This is a genomic window from Nocardiopsis aegyptia (assembly GCF_013410755.1).
Taxonomy (GTDB): Bacteria; Actinomycetota; Actinomycetes; order Streptosporangiales; family Streptosporangiaceae; genus Nocardiopsis; species Nocardiopsis aegyptia.
In genome coordinates this window covers 6,349,236-6,366,644 of the sequence record NZ_JACCFS010000001.1, presented here as the reverse complement: position 1 = coordinate 6,366,644, position 17,409 = coordinate 6,349,236, and the positions used below count along the sequence as shown (strand labels likewise).

Annotated in this window: 10 protein-coding genes; 1 reads left to right on the top strand and 9 read right to left on the bottom strand. The window is 74.6% G+C overall.

Annotated features, from left to right (window positions below; all coding sequences use genetic code 11):
• Positions 1 to 5: 5 nt before the first annotated feature.
• The 3 genes from HNR10_RS28300 to HNR10_RS28290 all read right to left on the bottom strand — a co-directional run bounded on the left by HNR10_RS28300 (position 6) and on the right by HNR10_RS28290 (position 5,279).
• Positions 6 to 881: an SWIM zinc finger family protein gene (locus HNR10_RS28300; protein ID WP_179828817.1), complete on the bottom strand. Its 876-nt coding sequence runs from the start codon at positions 879 to 881 to the stop codon at positions 6 to 8.
• Entirely contained in the window at positions 878 to 4,036 is a 3,159-nt protein-coding gene (locus HNR10_RS28295) for a DEAD/DEAH box helicase (protein WP_246406448.1), read from the bottom strand. The genes HNR10_RS28300 and HNR10_RS28295 overlap by 4 nt, the downstream gene beginning before the upstream one ends.
• 610 nt (positions 4,037 to 4,646) lie before the next feature.
• Positions 4,647 to 5,279, bottom strand: a complete 633-nt coding sequence (locus HNR10_RS28290) for an SAM-dependent methyltransferase (RefSeq protein ID WP_179828815.1) — start codon at positions 5,277 to 5,279, stop codon at positions 4,647 to 4,649.
• A gap of 117 nt (positions 5,280 to 5,396) precedes the next feature.
• Between HNR10_RS28290 and HNR10_RS28285 the strand changes: the two genes are divergently transcribed.
• Positions 5,397 to 5,969, top strand: a complete 573-nt coding sequence (locus HNR10_RS28285) for a helix-turn-helix domain-containing protein (protein WP_179828813.1) — start codon at positions 5,397 to 5,399, stop codon at positions 5,967 to 5,969.
• A gap of 145 nt (positions 5,970 to 6,114) precedes the next feature.
• Here the strand turns inward: HNR10_RS28285 and HNR10_RS28280 are convergent, their stop codons facing one another.
• The 6 genes from HNR10_RS28280 to HNR10_RS28255 all read right to left on the bottom strand — a co-directional run bounded on the left by HNR10_RS28280 (position 6,115) and on the right by HNR10_RS28255 (position 17,299).
• Positions 6,115 to 8,079, bottom strand: coding sequence for an ATP-binding cassette domain-containing protein (locus HNR10_RS28280; RefSeq protein ID WP_179828811.1), 1,965 nt, complete (start codon positions 8,077 to 8,079; stop codon positions 6,115 to 6,117).
• A gap of 402 nt (positions 8,080 to 8,481) precedes the next feature.
• The gene (locus tag HNR10_RS28275; protein WP_179828809.1) at positions 8,482 to 10,203 is read right to left on the bottom strand and encodes a hypothetical protein; all 1,722 of its coding nucleotides are present in this window, start codon (positions 10,201 to 10,203) and stop codon (positions 8,482 to 8,484) included.
• Between the two features lie 148 nt (positions 10,204 to 10,351).
• A complete protein-coding gene (locus HNR10_RS28270; RefSeq protein WP_179828807.1) occupies positions 10,352 to 11,704 on the bottom strand; it encodes an MFS transporter in 1,353 nt (450 codons plus the stop codon).
• A gap of 14 nt (positions 11,705 to 11,718) precedes the next feature.
• Positions 11,719 to 13,104, bottom strand: a complete 1,386-nt coding sequence (locus HNR10_RS28265) for a hypothetical protein (protein ID WP_179828805.1) — start codon at positions 13,102 to 13,104, stop codon at positions 11,719 to 11,721.
• A 466-nt stretch (positions 13,105 to 13,570) separates the two neighbouring features.
• Positions 13,571 to 14,848, bottom strand: coding sequence for a vWA domain-containing protein (locus HNR10_RS28260; RefSeq protein WP_179828803.1), 1,278 nt, complete (start codon positions 14,846 to 14,848; stop codon positions 13,571 to 13,573).
• A gap of 57 nt (positions 14,849 to 14,905) precedes the next feature.
• Positions 14,906 to 17,299 carry a serine/threonine-protein kinase gene (locus HNR10_RS28255; protein WP_179828800.1) on the bottom strand — a complete coding sequence of 798 codons (2,394 nt, stop codon included), beginning with the start codon at positions 17,297 to 17,299 and terminating at the stop codon, positions 14,906 to 14,908.
• Positions 17,300 to 17,409 lie beyond the last annotated feature (110 nt).

Here is a 17,409-nt window from a genome sequence, read left to right as displayed (position 1 = left end):
CGCGTTCAGGACCGTGCGGTGTCGTCGTTCTGAGTCGGTTCTCCCAGGGGAGCCGGTCCCTGGCGCGGAGCCCAGTCCCCGTCCCGCGGCGACTCCCCCGGCGGTGCCGTCGCCGTCCGCGACCCGATCTCGCCCGGCAGGACCGAGCCCTCCCGTAGGGCCGTGTACAAGCGGCCCAGAGCTGCGACGACCGGGGGCGGACCGGCGTCCCAGTGCGGGAGCGGATCGTAGGCGGCGGCCGACGGGACCGGGGGTGGCTCGGCCCCGGTCCAGAAGTCTGCGGTCAGCTCCAGCAGAGGTTCCAGATCCACCGACAGCGGTCCCGGCTCCCCCGGTTCCGCGCCGTCGGGGTCGGCGGCGTCGCCGGAGTCGACCGCCAGAGCGGCGAGGACGTGGTCGTCGGCGCCCCGCCAGTTGAGCAGGGCGAGCGGATCGCGGTCGAAGGTGTCGGCGAGGGTGAACAGGACCGCGGCAACATGCTTGCAGGGGTCGCCGCGGTCCGGGCAGGAGCACCGGGTCCGCAGATCGTGCAGGTGGTCGGGGAAGAGCACCGCGCCGTGGACGTCGAGGATGTCCTCCACCTCAGGTGCGGGTTCGCCTGCCAGAAGGGTCTCCCGCAGGTACGGGTCGGCGCCGATCGCTCGCATGGCGCTCACGAGGACCTCGTGGGACACGGTGGGCTGGTGGACGGTCACCGTGTACGGTCGCGATCCGCCCACGACGGCGCGCACCGCGCCCGGGGTGATCGTCACCGCCGTGACGCGCCCCTGGTCGGCGTAGGCGCGCCCGCGCGCGAACCGCGGCCCGTCGCCGGTCGCACGCAGTGGATCCAGGAAGCGCTCACCCCGTCCGCGGTCGTCGATCCAGTCGTAGGCGCTCATCCGGTGACCGCCTCCGGAGCGAGCCGGATGACCTCGCGCAGCTCCTCGATGCCGAGTTCACCGAGCCACTGTTCCCCGCTGCCGACGACGCTGTCGCTGAGCTGCTTCTTGCGTTCGATCATCGCGTCGACGCGTTCCTCCAAGGTGCCCATGCAGATCATCTTGCGGACCTGGACGGTGCGCCGCTGTCCGATGCGGTGGGCGCGGTCGGTGGCCTGGTCCTCCACGGCCGGGTTCCACCAGCGGTCGACATGGACGACCTGGTTGGCGGCGGTGAGGTTGAGGCCGGTGCCGGCAGCCTTGAGGGAGAGCAGGAACACCGCGGGTTCGTCGGAGTTCTGAAAGCGCTCGACGAGTTCCTCGCGCCGGCGCCGGGACACGCCCCCGTGCAGCCACAGGACGTCAGTGTCCAGGCGTTCGCGCAGGTAGGGGGCGAGCCGGTCCCCGAACTCGGTGTACTGGGTGAAGCACAGGGCCTTGTCGCCCTCGCCGACCATCTCGCCGAGCAGGTGTTCGAGCTGGGTGAGCTTGCCGGAACGTCCGCGCAGGCGGGAGCCGTCGCCCAGGAGGTGGGCGGGGTGGTTGCACACCTGCTTGAGCCGGGTCATGGTCTTGAGGACCAGACCCTTGCGCTGGATGCCGGTCGCCTCGCGGATGCTGCGGGTCATCTCCTCGACGACGGCGCGGTACAGGGCGGCCTGCTCGGTGGTGAGCGTGCACCACACCTTCATCTCCTGCTTGTCGGGCAGGTCGGTGATGACGGCGGGGTCGGTCTTGAGCCGGCGCAGCAGGAAGGGCGCGGTGACCCGGCGCAGGCGCGCGGTGGCGGCGCGCCCCTGCTCGCTGTCGGGGCGGGACTGGATGTGCGCGGCGATCCCGCTGGTGAACGCCTCGCGCGGACCGAGCAGGCCGGGATTGGCGAACTCCATGACCGACCAGAGTTCACCGAGGTGGTTCTCCACGGGAGTGCCGGTCAGGGCGACGCGCCCGGTCGCGGGGATGGCCCGGACCGCCCTGGACTGTTCGGTGCGGGCGTTCTTGATCGCCTGGGCCTCGTCGCACACGACCCGCCGCCAGGTCTGGGCGGCGAGGTCGTCGCGGTCGCGCCGGACCACGCCGTAGGTGGTGACGACCAGGTCGGTGGTCTCCAGGAGGGCGCGCAGGGCTTCGCCCCACGGACGGGCAGGGCCGTGGTGGACGTGCACGCGGAGTTTGGGGGTGAAGCGCTCGGCCTCCTTGTGCCAGTTGCCGACCAGGGTGGTGGGGCACACGAGGAGGGTCGGCGCGAGCCGCTGCCCGTCGGCGTGCGGGTCGGCGCGCCCATCAGCGCGACCGTCGGCACGCGCGTCGGATCCTTCATCGGCGCGCCCGTCGGTGCGGTCGTCGGGGACGAGCCGCTGCCCGTCGACGCGAGCGTCGGTGCGGTCGTCGGCTCGTTCGTCGGCGAGCAGGGCCAGGAGCTGCACGGTCTTGCCCAGGCCCATGTCGTCGGCCAGGACCGCACCCAGGCCGAGCCGGTCGAGGTAGCGCAGCCAGGCGGCGCCGCGTCGTTGGTAGGGGCGCAGTTCGGCCGCGAGTCCCGGGGGTTCGGTCATGGGGGCGAAGGCCTCCTCGGCCCGTCCCTGGAGGAGTGCGCCGAGGTCGCCGTCGGCGTGGACGGCGGCCGTCGCGCCGAAGTAGGCGCCGGTGGTGTCCGAGCTGTCTGCTGGGTCGGCGCCCAGGTGCAGGAGCATGCGCATGGCTTCCTCCACCGGTACCGTCCCGGTGCCGCGGGCGAGCGCCCACTCGGCGGCGCGGCGCAACCGGGCGGGGTCCACGTGCACCCATTCACCGCGCATCCGCACGAGTGGGGACTTCATCCGGACCAGTGCGTCGAGCTCCTCGCGGGTCAGCTCCGTGCCACCGACGGCGACCCGGTGGTCGAAGTCGACGAGGGAGCGGGTGAGGCCGCCATCGTCGGCCGGACGCGGGTGGTCGTCGCCGCGTTCGCTCAGTCGAACCGCCGTACTGATCTCGGCCCTGCCCAGCCAGGACGGGAGCAGGACCCGGAATCCGGCGCCTTCGAGGGCGGGTGCGCCGCGAGTGAGGAACCCGGGCACGTCCTCGAAGGGAAGGTCCAGGCGCGAGAGCGGGTTTTCGGCGCGCAGTCCGGTGAGGGCGGGGTGGATGCGGGCGGCCCTGTCGAGTTCGGTCGTGATGACGGAGGCGGCGTCGTGCGGCAGCCAGGGGATGCCGGTGTCCGCCAGCGCCTCGTCCAGGGGCAGCATGAGGGAGGGATCGCCGGTGGAGCGCACCCACACCTGCAGGCACCAGTCCGGCTCGGGTTCGGCCTGGATAACCCGATCGGGTTCGGCCCGAAGAGCGGGCTCGGGTTCGGGCGCGGGTCCGACCTGTGGACCGGAGCGAGGGTCGAGTTCGGCTCCGGACCGGTCGCCGCGGCCGGTCGGGCGCGCCGAGGGATCTGGGAGGGCCCGTGCCAGCGAGTGGGGCGCAGCTGCGTCGCCGGGATCCGAGACGTCGACCGCCGTGCGGCCGGACAGGTCCGGTGGCGGCTCCACCAGACGAAAGGCCAGGTGGAGGCCGCCGACGTGTTCCTCCACCCGGGTGAACCAGGCGCGGAGCGAGCGGTCGAGCCGGTTCAGGCCCGCGGTACCCGCCGTCCCGCACAGGCACCCCTCGCGGGTCAGCGCCTCCAACCACTGGTGGTGCATCCCGTGCCCGTCGGGGACGCCCGCGATCCGGCCGGAGAGTCGTTCGCGGCAGAGGGCGTCGACCAGCAGGTGCAGACCCCCGAGAACGTCGGTGATGGCCGCTTCGCCCGTCCGCCGCGCGCTGGTCCGGGGTGCGTGGTGCGCGCGTGTCGACGGGGGCAGGCTCCGCACGTACGCCCGCAGCCAGGCGGCCCCGTCGGGCGACAGCACCGGCCGCCATCTGGCGTGGACGGCGGCACCACCGCGTGGCGCCGCGGGGCACTCGGCCTCCGCCGCGATCTGGGGGACCACCCGACCGGCTGTCGCGTACTGCTCGGCCGCGCGCAGCAGGCCGATGAGGGCTGTGAGCCCAGGTCCGGCCCACGGCGCTGTCTCGACCCGGCGCAGGACCGCCACGGCCTGGGAACCGTTCAGCCGCACGGTGGCCACGGACCAGGAGCTCAAGACAGATCCGGCGTTCCCGGCGGACCCGGCGGGCCCGACAGATCCGGCTGACCCACCGTTCCCGGCGTTCCCTGCAAACCCGGCCGACGCGGCGGGCCCAACAGTTCCCGCTGGTCCGGCGGATCCGGCGTTCCCGGTACCGGGTTCGCTCCGTTCCGGCCGCTCTTGCGGCTCGCTCGACGGTTCTCGTGCGTCCGACACGACCGTCAGCGCGCTCTGATCCGGCGGCGGGTCCGGGCGGTCGCCGGTGCCCGGGAGCCGGAGAACGGCCTCTGACACGTCCGCCCCCTCGGCGGGCACGTCCACGAGCGCCAGGACGTCGTCGGCCGTCATGGCGAAGGGGTGGGGCCGTACCTCCGGCTCGGGGTGTTCCGGCGGGGCGGCGGGGTCGGCCACCGGCGGAGCGGTGTCCATGCCCCACAGGACGAGCCGGTCGCCGGACCAGAACCCCTCGACCAGGCGTCGTTGAGTCACGCCCTCCAGTGTGCCGACTCCGCGGTACCGTCGCGGCCGTTCCCCGGCATCCCGCCCCTACTCCCCCGCCTGGGCGACCCCATGGCCTGAGCGGCACACCGCGCGCACGTCCCCACCCGCGAACCGTCCTGGTCCGCTAGCCGGCGCGGCGGACGGCGACGATGGTGTCGGTGACCATCGCCGTCCGCCCGCCGGGACCGGTGGCGGTGCGCTGGGGCGCCTCGCCTCGTTCGACGTGCCAGTCCCCCGTCAGCTCCAGCGAGGCGATGACCTCGGCGGGGGTGGGGAACCGAATGTCCTGGCCCGCCTGCCAGGACCAGGGGGCCACGGAGGCGTGTTCGACCACGACCAGCAGCCCGCCGGGGGCCACGGCCTCCGCGGCCAGGCGGAGGACCCGTTCGCGGGGAATGGCGACCGGGGTGTGGAAGTAGGTGGCGGTGACCAGCGTGTAGGTGCCGCGGGGGAAGGTCGCGGCCAGGTCGTGCCGCTCGGTGCGCACCCGGTCGGCGACGCCGGTGGCCGCGGCGCCCGCGTCCACCCGGTCGAGGGCGGTCCGTGACACGTCGACCGCGGTCACCTGCCAGCCCTGGGCTGCCAGCCAAAGCGCGTCGCCGCCGTGTCCGCAACCCAGGTCCAGGGCTGTTCCCGGCTCGGGGGCCAGATCGGCGAGCAGTTCGGTCAGGACGACGTTGGGCTTCGTGCCCCACTGCGCGTCCGTACCGGCGTAGTGGTTCTCCCAGAAGGTCGCGGAGTCGTTGGTGCTGTGCATGGGCGGGCCTTTCGGGTCAGGTGGTCGGATGCTCGTGAATCCCGGCCGGTGGTTCGACCCTGCGCCATCCGCTGCCGGAGTTGCAAAGCCCCATGCCGTTTCAGCATGCTGGTGGCCATGAGCACCGAGAAGCAGGACCGGCTCGCCGCGGTCGGGCCGCGCCTGCGGCAGTTGCGCCACCGCCACGGCCTGACGCTGGCCGACCTCGCCGAGCGCATCGGGATCAACGAGAGCACGCTCTCCCGCCTCGAAGGGGGCACCCGGAAGCCGACCCTGGAGATCCTGCTGCCCCTCGCCGAGGTCTACGCCGTTCCCCTGGACGAGCTGGTCGGCGCACCGCGTACCGGGGATCCGCGCATCCACCTCAAGCCGGTCACCCGGGACGGCATGACCTTCGTGCCGCTCAGCCGACCCGGCGGGGTCCAGGCGCACAAGCTCCTCATCCCGCCCCGGCCCGAGGCCGAGCCCCACCTCAGTACCCACGAGGGCTTCGAATGGGTCTACGTCCTCACCGGCCGGCTGCGCCTGCTGCTGGGCGAGCAGACCGTGGTCCTCAAGCCCGGCGAGGCCGCCGAGTTCGACACCCACGTGCCGCACTGGCTCGGACCCGACGACGAGCGGACCGTGGAACTCCTGGTCCTGTTCGGGAGCCAGGGGGAACGGGCCCACCTCAGGGCCCGCACCACCTGACACACCGGGACCGGACGCGCCCCCGATCCTCCGCCCTTCTGGGGACACGTCCCCGGATTCCCCTCGGAGCCGGGCGCACCCCAGTATCACCCCGCCCCCGAACGGGACGGCCCGGGATCGGCCCGCCGACCGCCCCCAGCGGCTCTCACGGACCGGTCGGCACCTGGTACGCGCCGGCCTGGAGATCCCACAGCTCCCGGTACAGGCCGTCGTGGGCGACCAGCTCCGTATGCGTGCCCTCCTCCACCACGCGCCCGCGCCGCAGGACGACGATGTGGTCGGCCATCCGCACCGACGCGAGCCGGTGGGTGATGAGCACGACCGCCGCCCCCGTGCGCCCCGCATGGGCGTGCAGCGACGAGAAGAAGGTGTGCTCGGCCCGCGCGTCCAGTGCGGCGGTGGGCTCGTCCGCGATCAGCAGGGGCGTCGCCCGCCCGTCGTCGCCGCGGTAGAAGCCGCGGGCCGCGGCCAGGCGCTGCCACTGCCCGCCGGAGGGCTCGGCCCCCTCCACGAAGCGCTTGTCGAGCAGGGTGTCCCATCCCCGGGGGAGGTCACCCACGACCGAGTCGGCCCGTGCGGCACCGGCCGCCCGGTCCAGGCGTCCGTCGTCGCCGTCCGGGCTGCTCATGACCACGTTGCGGCGTGCCGTCAGCGGCCAGTGCGTGTGGTCCTGCGCGATCACGGCGATCTGTCGGCGCAGCGCGCGTCCGTCCACCTCCCCCACGTCCGTGCCGTCCCAGGAGACCGTCCCCTGCTGCGGCGCGTACAGGCCGGAGAGGAGCTTGGCCAGCGTGGTCTTGCCCGAGCCGTTCTCCCCCACCAGCGCGACGGTCCGCCCCCGGGTGAAGGTCAGGCTCACGTCCTCCAGCGCCGGTTCCCCCTCCGCCTCCTGGCCCGGGTAGGCGAAGGTGACGTGCTCCAGCCGGATCTGCTCGAACCCCCGCGGGGCCGGTGCCGGGCTCGACTCCGGCAGTCGGGCGCGGGCCTGTTCGAGGAAGGCGACGAAGTCGGAGAAGTACAGCCCCGACTCGTAGACGAGCGTGAGGGAGGACAGGGCGCTGCCGAGCGCGCTCTGCGCGACGCGGATGGCGACCACGGCCGCGCCGGCGACCGCGAGTTCCACGAACCCGTTGACCAGCAGCAGCGCGAGCGTGGCGAAGACGGCCGCGGTCACCACCGCGCTCGCCGCGCTCGCCGCCAGTCGCACCAGGGACTGGCGGGTGGCCAGGTCGAGCTGGATGTCGAGTTCGCGCCGCGCCACGCGGTCGAACTCGGTGAGCAGCCGCCGCTCCATGGTGAAGGAGCGCACCTCGGCCGCGCTGTCGCGGCTCGTCATGAGGTTCTCCAGGAGCAGCTTGCGGCGGCGGCCCTCGGTGAACGCGAGCAGCAGCCGGTAGCGCATGCGCGCGGAGGCCGCCGACCCCCACCACTGCGGCAGCATCGCCAGGATGAGCAGCGGCAGCAGGAGGGGATGCAGCACGCCCAACACCCCGATCGCGGCGACGATGCCCACCACGCCGGTCAGCACGTCGATGGTGTGCCGGACGAGTGTGCCCGCCTCGGAGGTGCCCCGGACGTAGGAGCGGAAGAGGTGGTCGTGGAAGTCGCTGTCGTCGAAGGCACGGAGTTCGACGGCGGTGCTGTGCTCGAACAGCTCCTTCTCCGCGGTCAGTTCGACCTGGGGTTCCAGCCGGGCCTGGGCGCGTCCCGCGGCGGCCGAGCAGACGCCGCGCACCACGAGGGCGGCCGCGAGTACGGCCAGTGAGGGCAGGGCGGCCAGGACGCGGTCCGCGGTCGGCACGGCCGCGAACAGCCCGCCCAGGACGCCGGAGGTGGCGACCAGTGCCCAGGCCGTCGCCGCGCCGACGCCGACGTTGAGCACGGCGGCGGTGATGACGTCCCTGGGGTTGCTGCGCCAGGCGATGGCGGTCGCGCGGGAGACCAGGAAGGGCATCCGGCGCCCGATGCGCCCCCAGGAGGCGTTGGCGGCCTGGTCGTCGAACTGGCGCCACTTGGGGGTGACGAGCGCGGGCAGGGACAGGCCGTCCTGGTCGTGGGCGTCGGCGGCGGTGTCGTCCCCTCCGGTTCCGGGGGGTGGACTCGTGGTCATGCGGTGTCCTTCCGGGAGTGGATCAGGTGCCGCCGATCATGACCCGGGAGGGCGACAGAGCGCCCGCGGGTTCTCCGTTGCGGACGGCCCGGATCCGCGCCCGGCTCGCTCCCGTCCGGCCGCGTGCCCGACGGGGCGGGCTCGGACGGCGCGGGCCGATCGTCGAAAACGTGTGCGATAGGCATGGGCCGGATCGACACGGGATTCGGGCGCCACACAACGGGGGCGGGCCGACGCCGATGCCTGGCCCGGGCGAGCCCGGAATCCGGAGCCGCGGACGTGCCTTCAGGACACGACCGGCCAGGGGCACCGGAGCCGGACCCCCCGACTGCGGACGCGCCCCGAGGGGACGCGCCCGCTCCCGATGCCCCGACCGGTCGCCCACGCCCTTCCGGGTGCGGTTCAGGTCCCCAGCAGGGCGTGGACCTCCATCGCCAGAGCCCTCTCCCTGCACTCCGCGGGTCCCTGCATCACCGCGCCGCCGTCCTCGTTCGGTCGCGGCTCCTCGACGCGTTCGCGGCCGAGCAGCGCCGCCCACGCCGCGTCCGCGACCTCCTCGGTGCCCGCGCCCCGGCACCACGCCGACAGGGCGCGTCCGAGCAGCGTGGGCGTCCCGTAGGCGACGAGGCCGAGCCGTTCCGCCTCGTGCAGGGCCCGGAGCACACGGTCGGTGGCGTCGGTGTCCGCCCCGACGAAGGGCTGGTGCCACTGCACGGTGTCCACCAGCCACCGCTGCGCCCCGTGCGGTTCCCAGCCCAGGACCCGCCGGTAATGCGGGTTCTCCGAGACCGCGCCCAGGCTCGTGCCCTCCGGCGCGTCCCCCAGGGCCAGGGCGAGGGCCCGCCGGACGCCCGCCGCGCGCTTCTTCGGCAGCGGCTCCTCGGGCGAGGGCCACCAGCGCGCCGTGTCGGGCGTCCGCGTCCACGCCTGGAGCAGCGCCGTGATCCGCGACTCGGGCGGCAGTCCCGCCCAGGTGGCGGCCTGGGCGGACAGCCCGACCTCACCGCCGCGCTCGCTGAGCAGGCCGGTGATCGCCCCCGCCTCGACCCAGACCCGCACCACGTCCGGGTGGGTGCCGACGGCCGTCAGCTTCTCACGGAGCGCGGGGTGGTCCTGCACGCCGTCGGCGCCCAGGACCAGCGGCCACACGCGCAGCGCGGCCACCAGGTGGTCGTCGGCGTCCAGCAGCGCCACCAGCGCCTCCTGGGACCGGGCCGCCACCGACCGCGCACCGGCCGCGGCCCCCGGTTCCGATCCCCGTTCGAACTCGCGGTCGGAGACCGGTCCCACCAGGACGGGCGGCTCCGGGGAGAAGGGGGCCGGGTAGCGCGCCCTGAGCACGAGGGCGGCCTCGCGCGGGACCATCACGCCGTGGTCGCCGACCGGGACCATCAGGCCGCGTTCGGTCAGCCAGTCCACGTGCCGGTGCCCCGGCGCGGGAGCCCGGACGACCATGCTGTGCAGGGCGTGGAAGTGCGCGAAGCGGGCCGTCTCGGCAGGTGCCTCCTCCAGAAGGAGGCCGACCCGCGTCTCGTCGGTGAACAGGGACACGATGTCGGCGGTCAGGACGTGCCGGTCCGCGGCGCCGTCCAGGCCCAGGGCCTTGGCCATGCGGTGCAGGTCGGCCGGATCGAGTCCCTCGGCGACCGTGCGCAGGTCCGGCGGCGTGCGCTCGGACCCGAACTGCGCCGCGAAGTCGTCGGCCAGGTGCAAGGCGTCGCGGCCGTCCGGCCAGAGGATGGCGAGGTCGGACAGCCGGTCGAGCTCGGCTTCGGCCCGCGCTCGCGCCCGCCCCGACGACCGCGCCCCGATCCGGTCCAGGACCGCGTCCAGCGAGACCGGCCCCAGCTCGACCGTGTCCGCGCCCGGGTCCAGGTTCGACCCGGGGCGTCTGAGCCCGTTCTGGTCCTCGGCGACGGTGGCGATCGCGTAGAGCAGCTGCTGTTGCGCCAGGTTGAGCTGCTCGACGACGGTCGGCCGGTAGGCCAGGATGGCGATCCGCTCCAGGACGGCGCTCCAGCAGTGCAGATCGATCGCGGAGTCGGGCAGAGTGGCGACCAGACGCGCGACCCGCTCCGTCGACATGCTCCGCAGGTGGGCGTCCAGCGCTTCCACACGGTCCATGGCACCACCCTAGGGCCGTCACCCCGTGTGCACAGCCGATCGCACGATCCTCCGCCCCGTCATGACGCGAACCGGCGCCCGCGCCGCCGGTCCCCGCTCCGTCAGGGGGCCGACGGCGGCCCAGCCCGGGCGCGTCGCCGGTCGCCCGTCACGGCGCGTCCCTGGCGAGCGGCACCCTCGCGGGGGCCTGCGCGGGCGCCTGCGACGGTCCCCGCCAGGGCCCCGGGGACAGGGCCAGGCCCACCAGGGTCACCAGCACGGACGCCACGACGTACCAGGCCACGGCCTGTGCGCTGCCGGACCACTGGTACAGCATGACCGCCACGATGGGCGCCAGCGCGCCGCTGGGAACCCCCGCCACCTGGTAGCCCAGTCCGGTACCGCTGTAGCGGACGCGGGGCGCGAAGAGTTCGGCGATGAACGCGGCCTGCGGTCCGTACATGGCGGCCTCGAAGACGATCCCGCCCACCACGGCCGCGGTGATGATCCAGAACACGCCGGTGTCCAGCAGCGGGAAGAACGCGAACACCCACACGCCGGAGCCGATGGCACCGAACGCGTACACGCGGCGCCGGCCCCACCGGTCGGACAGGCGGCCGTAGAACACCAGCAGCGGCAACTGCACCGCCGAGGCGATCACGACGACGGTCAGTCCCACGCTCCGGTCCATGTCGAACTGCGTGTCGAGGTAGGCGAGCAGGTAGAAGGTGAAGACGTAGAACACCACGTCGCTGCCGATGCGCGCAAGGAAGGCCGATCCGAGCGCCCGCGGGTGGGTGCGCAGGACCTCCAGCAGCGGCGAGCGGGACGGCCTGCCCATCGCCTCGAACTCCGGGGACTCGGTCAGCCCGCGCCGGATCCACAGGCCCATCAGGGCGAGTCCGCCCGAGAGCAGGAACGGGATCCGCCATCCCCACTCCAGGAAGGCCTCGTTCGGTAGCAGGACGGCGGCCAGCGCCAGCAGACCGGTGGAGAGGATGTTGCCGACGGGGACGCCGACCTGGACCCAGCTGGAGGTGACGCCCCGCCGCTCCCGCGTGCCGTGCTCCATCGCCATGAGGACGGCGCCGCCCCACTGCCCGCCCAGGCTCAGCCCCTGCACGACGCGCAGCAGCACCAGCAGGACGGGCGCGACCACGCCGATGCTCGCGTACCCCGGCAGCAGTCCGATGAGGAACGTGGACGTGCCCATGACGAGGAAGGTCGCCGCCAGGACGTCACGGCGGCCGAGCCGGTCGCCGAAGTGCCCGAACAGCACCGCGCCGACCGGTCGGGAGGCGAACCCGACGCCGAAGGTGGCCAGTGACAGCAGCAGCCTGGTGGCGGGGTCGGATTCGGGGAAGAACAGCCGCCCGAACACCAGCACGGCGGCCGTGCCGTAGAGGAAGTAGTCGTACCACTCCAGGGAGGTGCCGATCGAGCTGACGATGATCGCGCGGCGGGGGCCGCTGAACCATCGGCCCAGTCGGCCGGACCGGAGGGTTCCGGTGTCGGTGCTCATGAGTGTCCTCCGGTTCAGCGGTACTCGGCCAGGCGGGGGGCGGTGCCGACGACGACCACGACGGCGATGGACAGCATGGAGACGGGGATGAGGAATCCCAGGCCGCCGATGGCGGCGTCGCCGGCGGCGACCGACGCGGAGAACGCGGCCGCGGCCTCCTCGGCGGCGTCCGGGTCGTCCTGGTAGGGGGCGAGAGAGCCGGCGGCCGCGGTGCCTCCCCTGAGCTCGTCGGTGGTGTCGGCGGCCTCGACGGTGTCCGCGGTGCGGACGGCGGCCTCCGCCGCCACCGGGGTCAGGCCGTCGGCGGTCATGCGTTCCAGGACCTCGGTCTGTGTGCCCATGACGGTGACGCCGGTGTAGGTGTAGATGGCGGTGACCGCGGTGGCCACGAGCAGCGCGGGGCTGAAGGTGCGCCGGAAGCGGCGGGCGAGGAAGACCTGGAGCGCGATGAGGGTGCCCAGGGCGGCGGCGCTGCCGAGGGCGACGGCCGTGCGCGCGGTGGCGACCGTGTCGCGGGCCTCGCCGGTGCGCCGGACGGCCGTGTCGGTGGCGTCGGCGCTGACGGCCTCGGCCAGCGGCAGGACCTCTTCGCGCAGGTGGGTCGCGGCCTCGGCGCGCGCCGCGGCCACGTCGTCGGGGACCGCACCCGCTGGGTGGTCGGACTCCTCGGACAGGGTCAGGGCCCGACCGGCCAGTTCCCGGTAGCGGCCGTAGGCCTCGGCGAGGTCGAGCGCCTGGGCGGTGGCCCCGTGCGCGTCCTCCGGCGTGGCGGCGGGTGCGGGCGTGGGCGCGTCGGCCGGGTCCTGGGCCGCCGCTTCGCCCTCGATCGCCGCCGCGGCGGGGTCGGTGGCCGCGACCGTGGGTTCCGGCCGGCCCTCGATGTCGACGGCCAGGTCGTGGGCGCCCAGGAGGAGGGCGGCGGCGGTGCGGCCGCTGTCCTGGTAGGCCTCCAGGGCGGCGGAGCGTTCGTCGGCGCGCGACGGGTCGTCGCCGAGAAGGACGAGGGCCGCCAGGTGGGCGTCGGTCTCGGCGAGCGCCCGGGGCAGGTCGGCGGTCGCGATGATCCGGGGACCGGTGTCCTGGCCGGTGTCGTCGATCGCGGACTGGGCCGTGCTGGTGCCCACGGCGAGCGCCCCGAAGGCCAGGACGAGCGCCGCGACGGTCACCGCGACCAGCAGGCGCAGGCGGTTGACCGTGGACGGGCCGCGCAGGCGCGGGCGCCGCCCCGGGGTGAGCAGCAGGGTGGGCGCGGGAGGTTCCAGCAGGTCGGCCGCGCCGGGTCCCGGCGCAGCGGCCCCCGAAGGGACGGCACCCGACGAAGCCGCACCCGGCGAGGCCGCATCCGGAGAGGCCGCATCCGGCGAAGCCGTACCCGACGGGGTGACACCTGGGGAAGCCACACGGGGCGGAGCCGCACCCTCCGCAGCGGCCCCCGGAGGGGTCGTGCTCGCGGCGACGGCTTCCCCGGGCGCCGGGGCGTGCTCGGCCCCGGGCCGACCGGTACGTGGTCCGGCCGACTCGGGCGCGGCACCGGTCGGCCCGGCACGTGGAACACGGACGTGGGCGGAGGTGGGCGCGTCGCCGATCAGGTCGGCGACCTCGGAGTCCGGGAGCGCGCCGTCGGCCGGGGGTCGCTGGGGCGCGGGCGGCGGGCTCACGGCGCCCGCGACCGGTCCGCGCCCTCGCCCGGGACCCGTCGAGCCGCCCGCGCTCCTCTCGCTCCGCGCGGTTGGGCCGTGCGCGTGGCCGTGTCCGGGACCGCCCGGGGGCCGGGTTCCGGACGCCGCCGGGACGCGCAGGCCGCATTCCTCGCAGTACTCGGTGTCCTCGGTCGGGTGCCCGTCGGGGCAGATCGCCGTCACGGGCCTACTCCCCTCTCCTCGGCGTCATCTCCCGCGTCGTCCGGTCCGTGCCGACGTCGAGGTTGAGCGTGTCGGCCCGGCTCATCCGCGAGCGCAGCCGGACCGTCCCCGTCACCGGGTCCTGGTCGACGACGCGCTCCAGCGCGGTGACCAGGTCGTCGCGCCCGGACTCCACGGCGAGTTCGCGTGCCCGGCCGAGCTTCGCCGTGGCCTCCCGCGTCTGTCCCGTCTCCAGGGCGGCCAGGCCCTCGCGGATGAGCCCGTTCTGCTCCAGCTGCCCGGTGTAGTGCTCGACCTTGGGATCCACGGCCGTGGCCAGGGCCAGGTCGGCGGTCCACTGCGCCAGGACGCGCCCCCGGGCCAGCTCCTGTCCCTCACCCGAGACGAGCATGACCTGCGCGACGCGGATCTCGGCGCCGGGCTGCCGGGGCGGCACCCGGAACCACAGCTGGTAGTCCCTGCTCTCCGAGCCCCACGACCCGAGCGGGTACACGTGGACCGGGCCGCCGCCACCGTCCCGCGCGGTCAGTTCGCGCTCGGTCGGGTAGACCTGGGTGACCTTGCGGACGCGGACCTGGCCGGGCGCCTTGACGACCAGGGCCAGGTCGGCCATGCCCCGGTCCTGGGTCTGTTCGGCCTGGCGGCGGAAGAAGCCGGGCAGGTCGTCGAGGTCCTCCACGAAGTGCCGGGTGCCCGAGAGCGCGGTGGTGATCCTGCGCAGCTGCTCGGGGCTCCAGTCCTCGCCGATACCGACGCAGTCGCAGGTGAAGGTCCCGGCGCACCTGCGCAGGACGGCGTCGGTGAGGTTGCCCTGCCCGTCGGTGAGGATCGTGGTGTGCCGGACGTCTCCGGGTCCGACCGTGCTGAGCAGGGCGGAGGCCAGTTCCAGCCACGGCACCAGGTTGGTGCCGCCGTCGGGTCCCAGGGCCAGGATCGCCCCGCGAGCCGCGTCGCGGCTGGTGGGGGTGGCCTCGGCCAGCGCGGCGGGTCCGAGGGGGTAGATCTGCTCGGCTCGGCCGTTGCCCGCGATCACGGCGAACCGGCTGCCGTCGCGCAGGGCGTCCACGGCGGCCACCGCGGCCTCGCGGGCGCGCGCGATCTTGTCTCCGCTCATGGAGTAGGAGCGGTCGATGACGATGACCTGCGCCGGGGACGAGGCCGCGGCCGCCGGAGCGTCGACGGTGACCGTGGCGATGGCGTGCACGTCCTGGGCGCCTTCGGGGAGACAGGGGTTCTGGTGGACCTCCAGACGGCTGAGGGGTGTGGGCGGGGCGGTGGACATACGACTCCTTGGGGGGTGGGCGGGCGGGAGGAGCCCTCGGTTCGGGGGGGGGAGCCCTCAGGTCAGGCTGCGCGGTCTGACCGCGTTGGCCCGGTCCACGAGCAGTCGGCGGCCGGGGCCGCGCGGCTGGGTGCGGGCCAGTTCCCGGTAGCGGCGGTCCAGGTCGGTGCGCAGCGCACGGGGTGACGCGGGGGCGCCGAGCAGGTCCGCCTCCGGCAGGGACCCGCCCTCCGCCAGGCAGCTGAGGGCCGCTTCCAGCAGGTCGGCGGCGAGGGCACGGCCGACGGCTCCGCCCTGGTCGGGCAGGGCGTCGAGGCGGTGGGCGGCGGCGGTGATGGCCGCGCCGGCCGGCGGCGCGCCGGAGCCCGGGCCGCGGTCGCCACGCCCGCCGGTGTCGCCGGTGCCGCGCAGCGCGTGGGCGACCAGGGCGAGCTGGGCGGCGGTGTGGAAGGCCGAGGAGGCCGGTACCTGGTCCAGCACCTCGACCCGGTCGCGCCGTGTGCGCGCGTAGCCGAAGGCGGCGCCCGTCCAGGCGTGGTCGGTGCTCCAGACGGTGCGGTACCACCGGGCGGCCTCCTCGGTCCGCCCCGCGCACTCCAGGGCGGTGGCGAGGGCGAGCTTGGGCGCGGCCTCGCCCGGCAGGTGCGAGACGAGGTCGTCGAAGAGCCGTGCCGCCCGGTCGGCACCCCCGCCGGCCAGGTGGCCCACGGCGGTGTACCAGTCCACGCGCCAGTCGCCGGGCAGCTGGGCGGCGGCCTCGTCCAGGGCGGCGGCGGTGCCGGGGTGCGCGGACTGGGCGAGGATCCGGCAGCGCGCGAGGAGTCCTTCGGGTGAGGGCGGCAGCGCGTCCAGCAGGGCGAGCATCTGCTCGGAGGTGGGCATCACGAGGCCGGTGAGGGCGGCGGCCGCCGGGTCGTTCGGGTCGGCAGCGGGCAGGGGCAGGCACGCCGCGGCGAGGGCGGGGTCGAGCGGGTCGAACAGCCGGGTGGCGGAGGAGGCCAGTTCGGAGCCGACGACGTGGCGCTCGGGTCCGAAGATCGTGGAGGGCGCGGGGTAGGGGATGCCGTCCTGGAACGCGCGGATCTCCCGGAGCACGCCGGTGAGCTGGTCGGCCATCTCGGTGGCGCTCGCGAAGCGATCGGCCGGATCGGCGGCGGTGGCGCGGAGCAGGAGCCGGTGGAGCGCCTCGTACTCGGGGGCGTCGGTGCCGGGCAGGGGGTTGTCGACCAGCTCGCCGTTCTCGCGGCGGGTGAGGCGGAAGGGGAAGCACAGGACGGCCAGCGTGCGTCCGACGGTGTAGAGGTCGGTGCGGACCGTCGCGATCTCGGCGAACTCGGGCGCGGAGTAGCCGCGGGTGCCGTACTTGGGGCTGGCGCTGTCGTCCATGAGCCGGACGCCGCCGAGGTCGATGAGCTTGAGCCGGTGCTCGACCTGGACCACGTTGGCGGGTTTGAGGTCGCAGAACAGCATGCCCTGGGAGTGGAGGTGGTCCAGGGCCCGCAGGATCTCCAGGGTGTAGGGGATCGCCTGGCGCGGCGGCAGGCCCTGCCCCGTGCTCTCCAGGTGCTCGCGGAGCATCTTCTGCAGCGACCCGCCGCCGATGTACTCCATCACCAGGTACCGGTGCACGGCGCCGGTGGTGGTGTCGGCGTGCTGGACGAAGTTGATGATCTTGACGATGTTGGGGTGGTCCACCGAGATGAGGAAGCGGCGCTCGGCCTCGGCGGCCTCCTGGGCGTACTCGTCGGAGGAGTCGAGCAGGCCCTTGAGGACCACCCACTGGCCGTCGAGGTTCTGGTCGGCCGCGAGGTAGATCCAGCCCATGCCGCCGTAGGCGATGGCGCCCTCGATCCGGTACTGGCCGGCGACGAGGTCGCCCGGGCGCAGGGTCGGCACGAACGAGTAGGGGTTGCCGTCGTCGGGGCAGAACCCCGTCTGCCGGCCCGGCCGCCCGTTCTTGGACCGGCCGACCGGGGCGTGGCAGCTCCCGCAGAAGCGTCGCTCCTCGGGCACCTCGGGGTCGCGCATGACGACGTCGGCGGGGTCCTGGTACGGGATCGGCGGGAGTTCGCTCAGCCCCTCGCCCAGGACGCCGACGGAGGAGCGGCCGCGGCCGCCGGTCGGTCCGGTGCCGGTGGAGGCGGGACCGGAGCCGTAGGCGGAGCTGGGCCGGGACGCGGAGTCGCCCGGGAACGCCCCCGCGGGGCCGCGTGCGACCGGGGCGGCGTCGGGTGCGGCGGACCCGGGCACCGACGGCACGGGGGCGGCGCCGGGTGCGGCAGGCGCGGGGCCGGGTGTGACGGGAGTGGCACCGGGCGTGCCGGGCGCGGGCCCGGGAGGCGCCGGGGGCTCCTCGCGCCGGAGCCCGCACTGGTCGCAGTAGCCCTCGTCGTCGATCGTCCCGGCGCACGTCGGATCCGCGCAGGCGGCCCCCTGTCCGCTCTCGTCCATCGTTCACCCGTGCCCGTGGTCGGTGTGTCCTGGTGGCCGGGCGGAACCGCGGCGGGCGCGGCGACCCGGGCCGCTCTTCCGTTCTACGGAACCGCTTCCCTGGTCATTTC

Bases quoted from the DNA above. Each gene is read 5' to 3' on its own strand.
- HNR10_RS28290 (WP_179828815.1), bottom strand. From the start codon at position 5,279: ATGCACAGCACCAACGACTCCGCGACCTTCTGGGAGAACCACTACGCC.
- HNR10_RS28285 (WP_179828813.1), top strand. From the start codon at position 5,397: ATGAGCACCGAGAAGCAGGACCGGCTCGCCGCGGTCGGGCCGCGCCTG.
- HNR10_RS28300 (WP_179828817.1), bottom strand. From the start codon at position 881: ATGAGCGCCTACGACTGGATCGACGACCGCGGACGGGGTGAGCGCTTC.
- HNR10_RS28275 (WP_179828809.1), bottom strand. From the start codon at position 10,203: ATGGACCGTGTGGAAGCGCTGGACGCCCACCTGCGGAGCATGTCGACG.
- HNR10_RS28255 (WP_179828800.1), bottom strand. From the start codon at position 17,299: ATGGACGAGAGCGGACAGGGGGCCGCCTGCGCGGATCCGACGTGCGCC.
- HNR10_RS28270 (WP_179828807.1), bottom strand. From the start codon at position 11,704: ATGAGCACCGACACCGGAACCCTCCGGTCCGGCCGACTGGGCCGATGG.
- HNR10_RS28280 (WP_179828811.1), bottom strand. From the start codon at position 8,079: ATGACCACGAGTCCACCCCCCGGAACCGGAGGGGACGACACCGCCGCC.
- HNR10_RS28260 (WP_179828803.1), bottom strand. From the start codon at position 14,848: ATGTCCACCGCCCCGCCCACACCCCTCAGCCGTCTGGAGGTCCACCAG.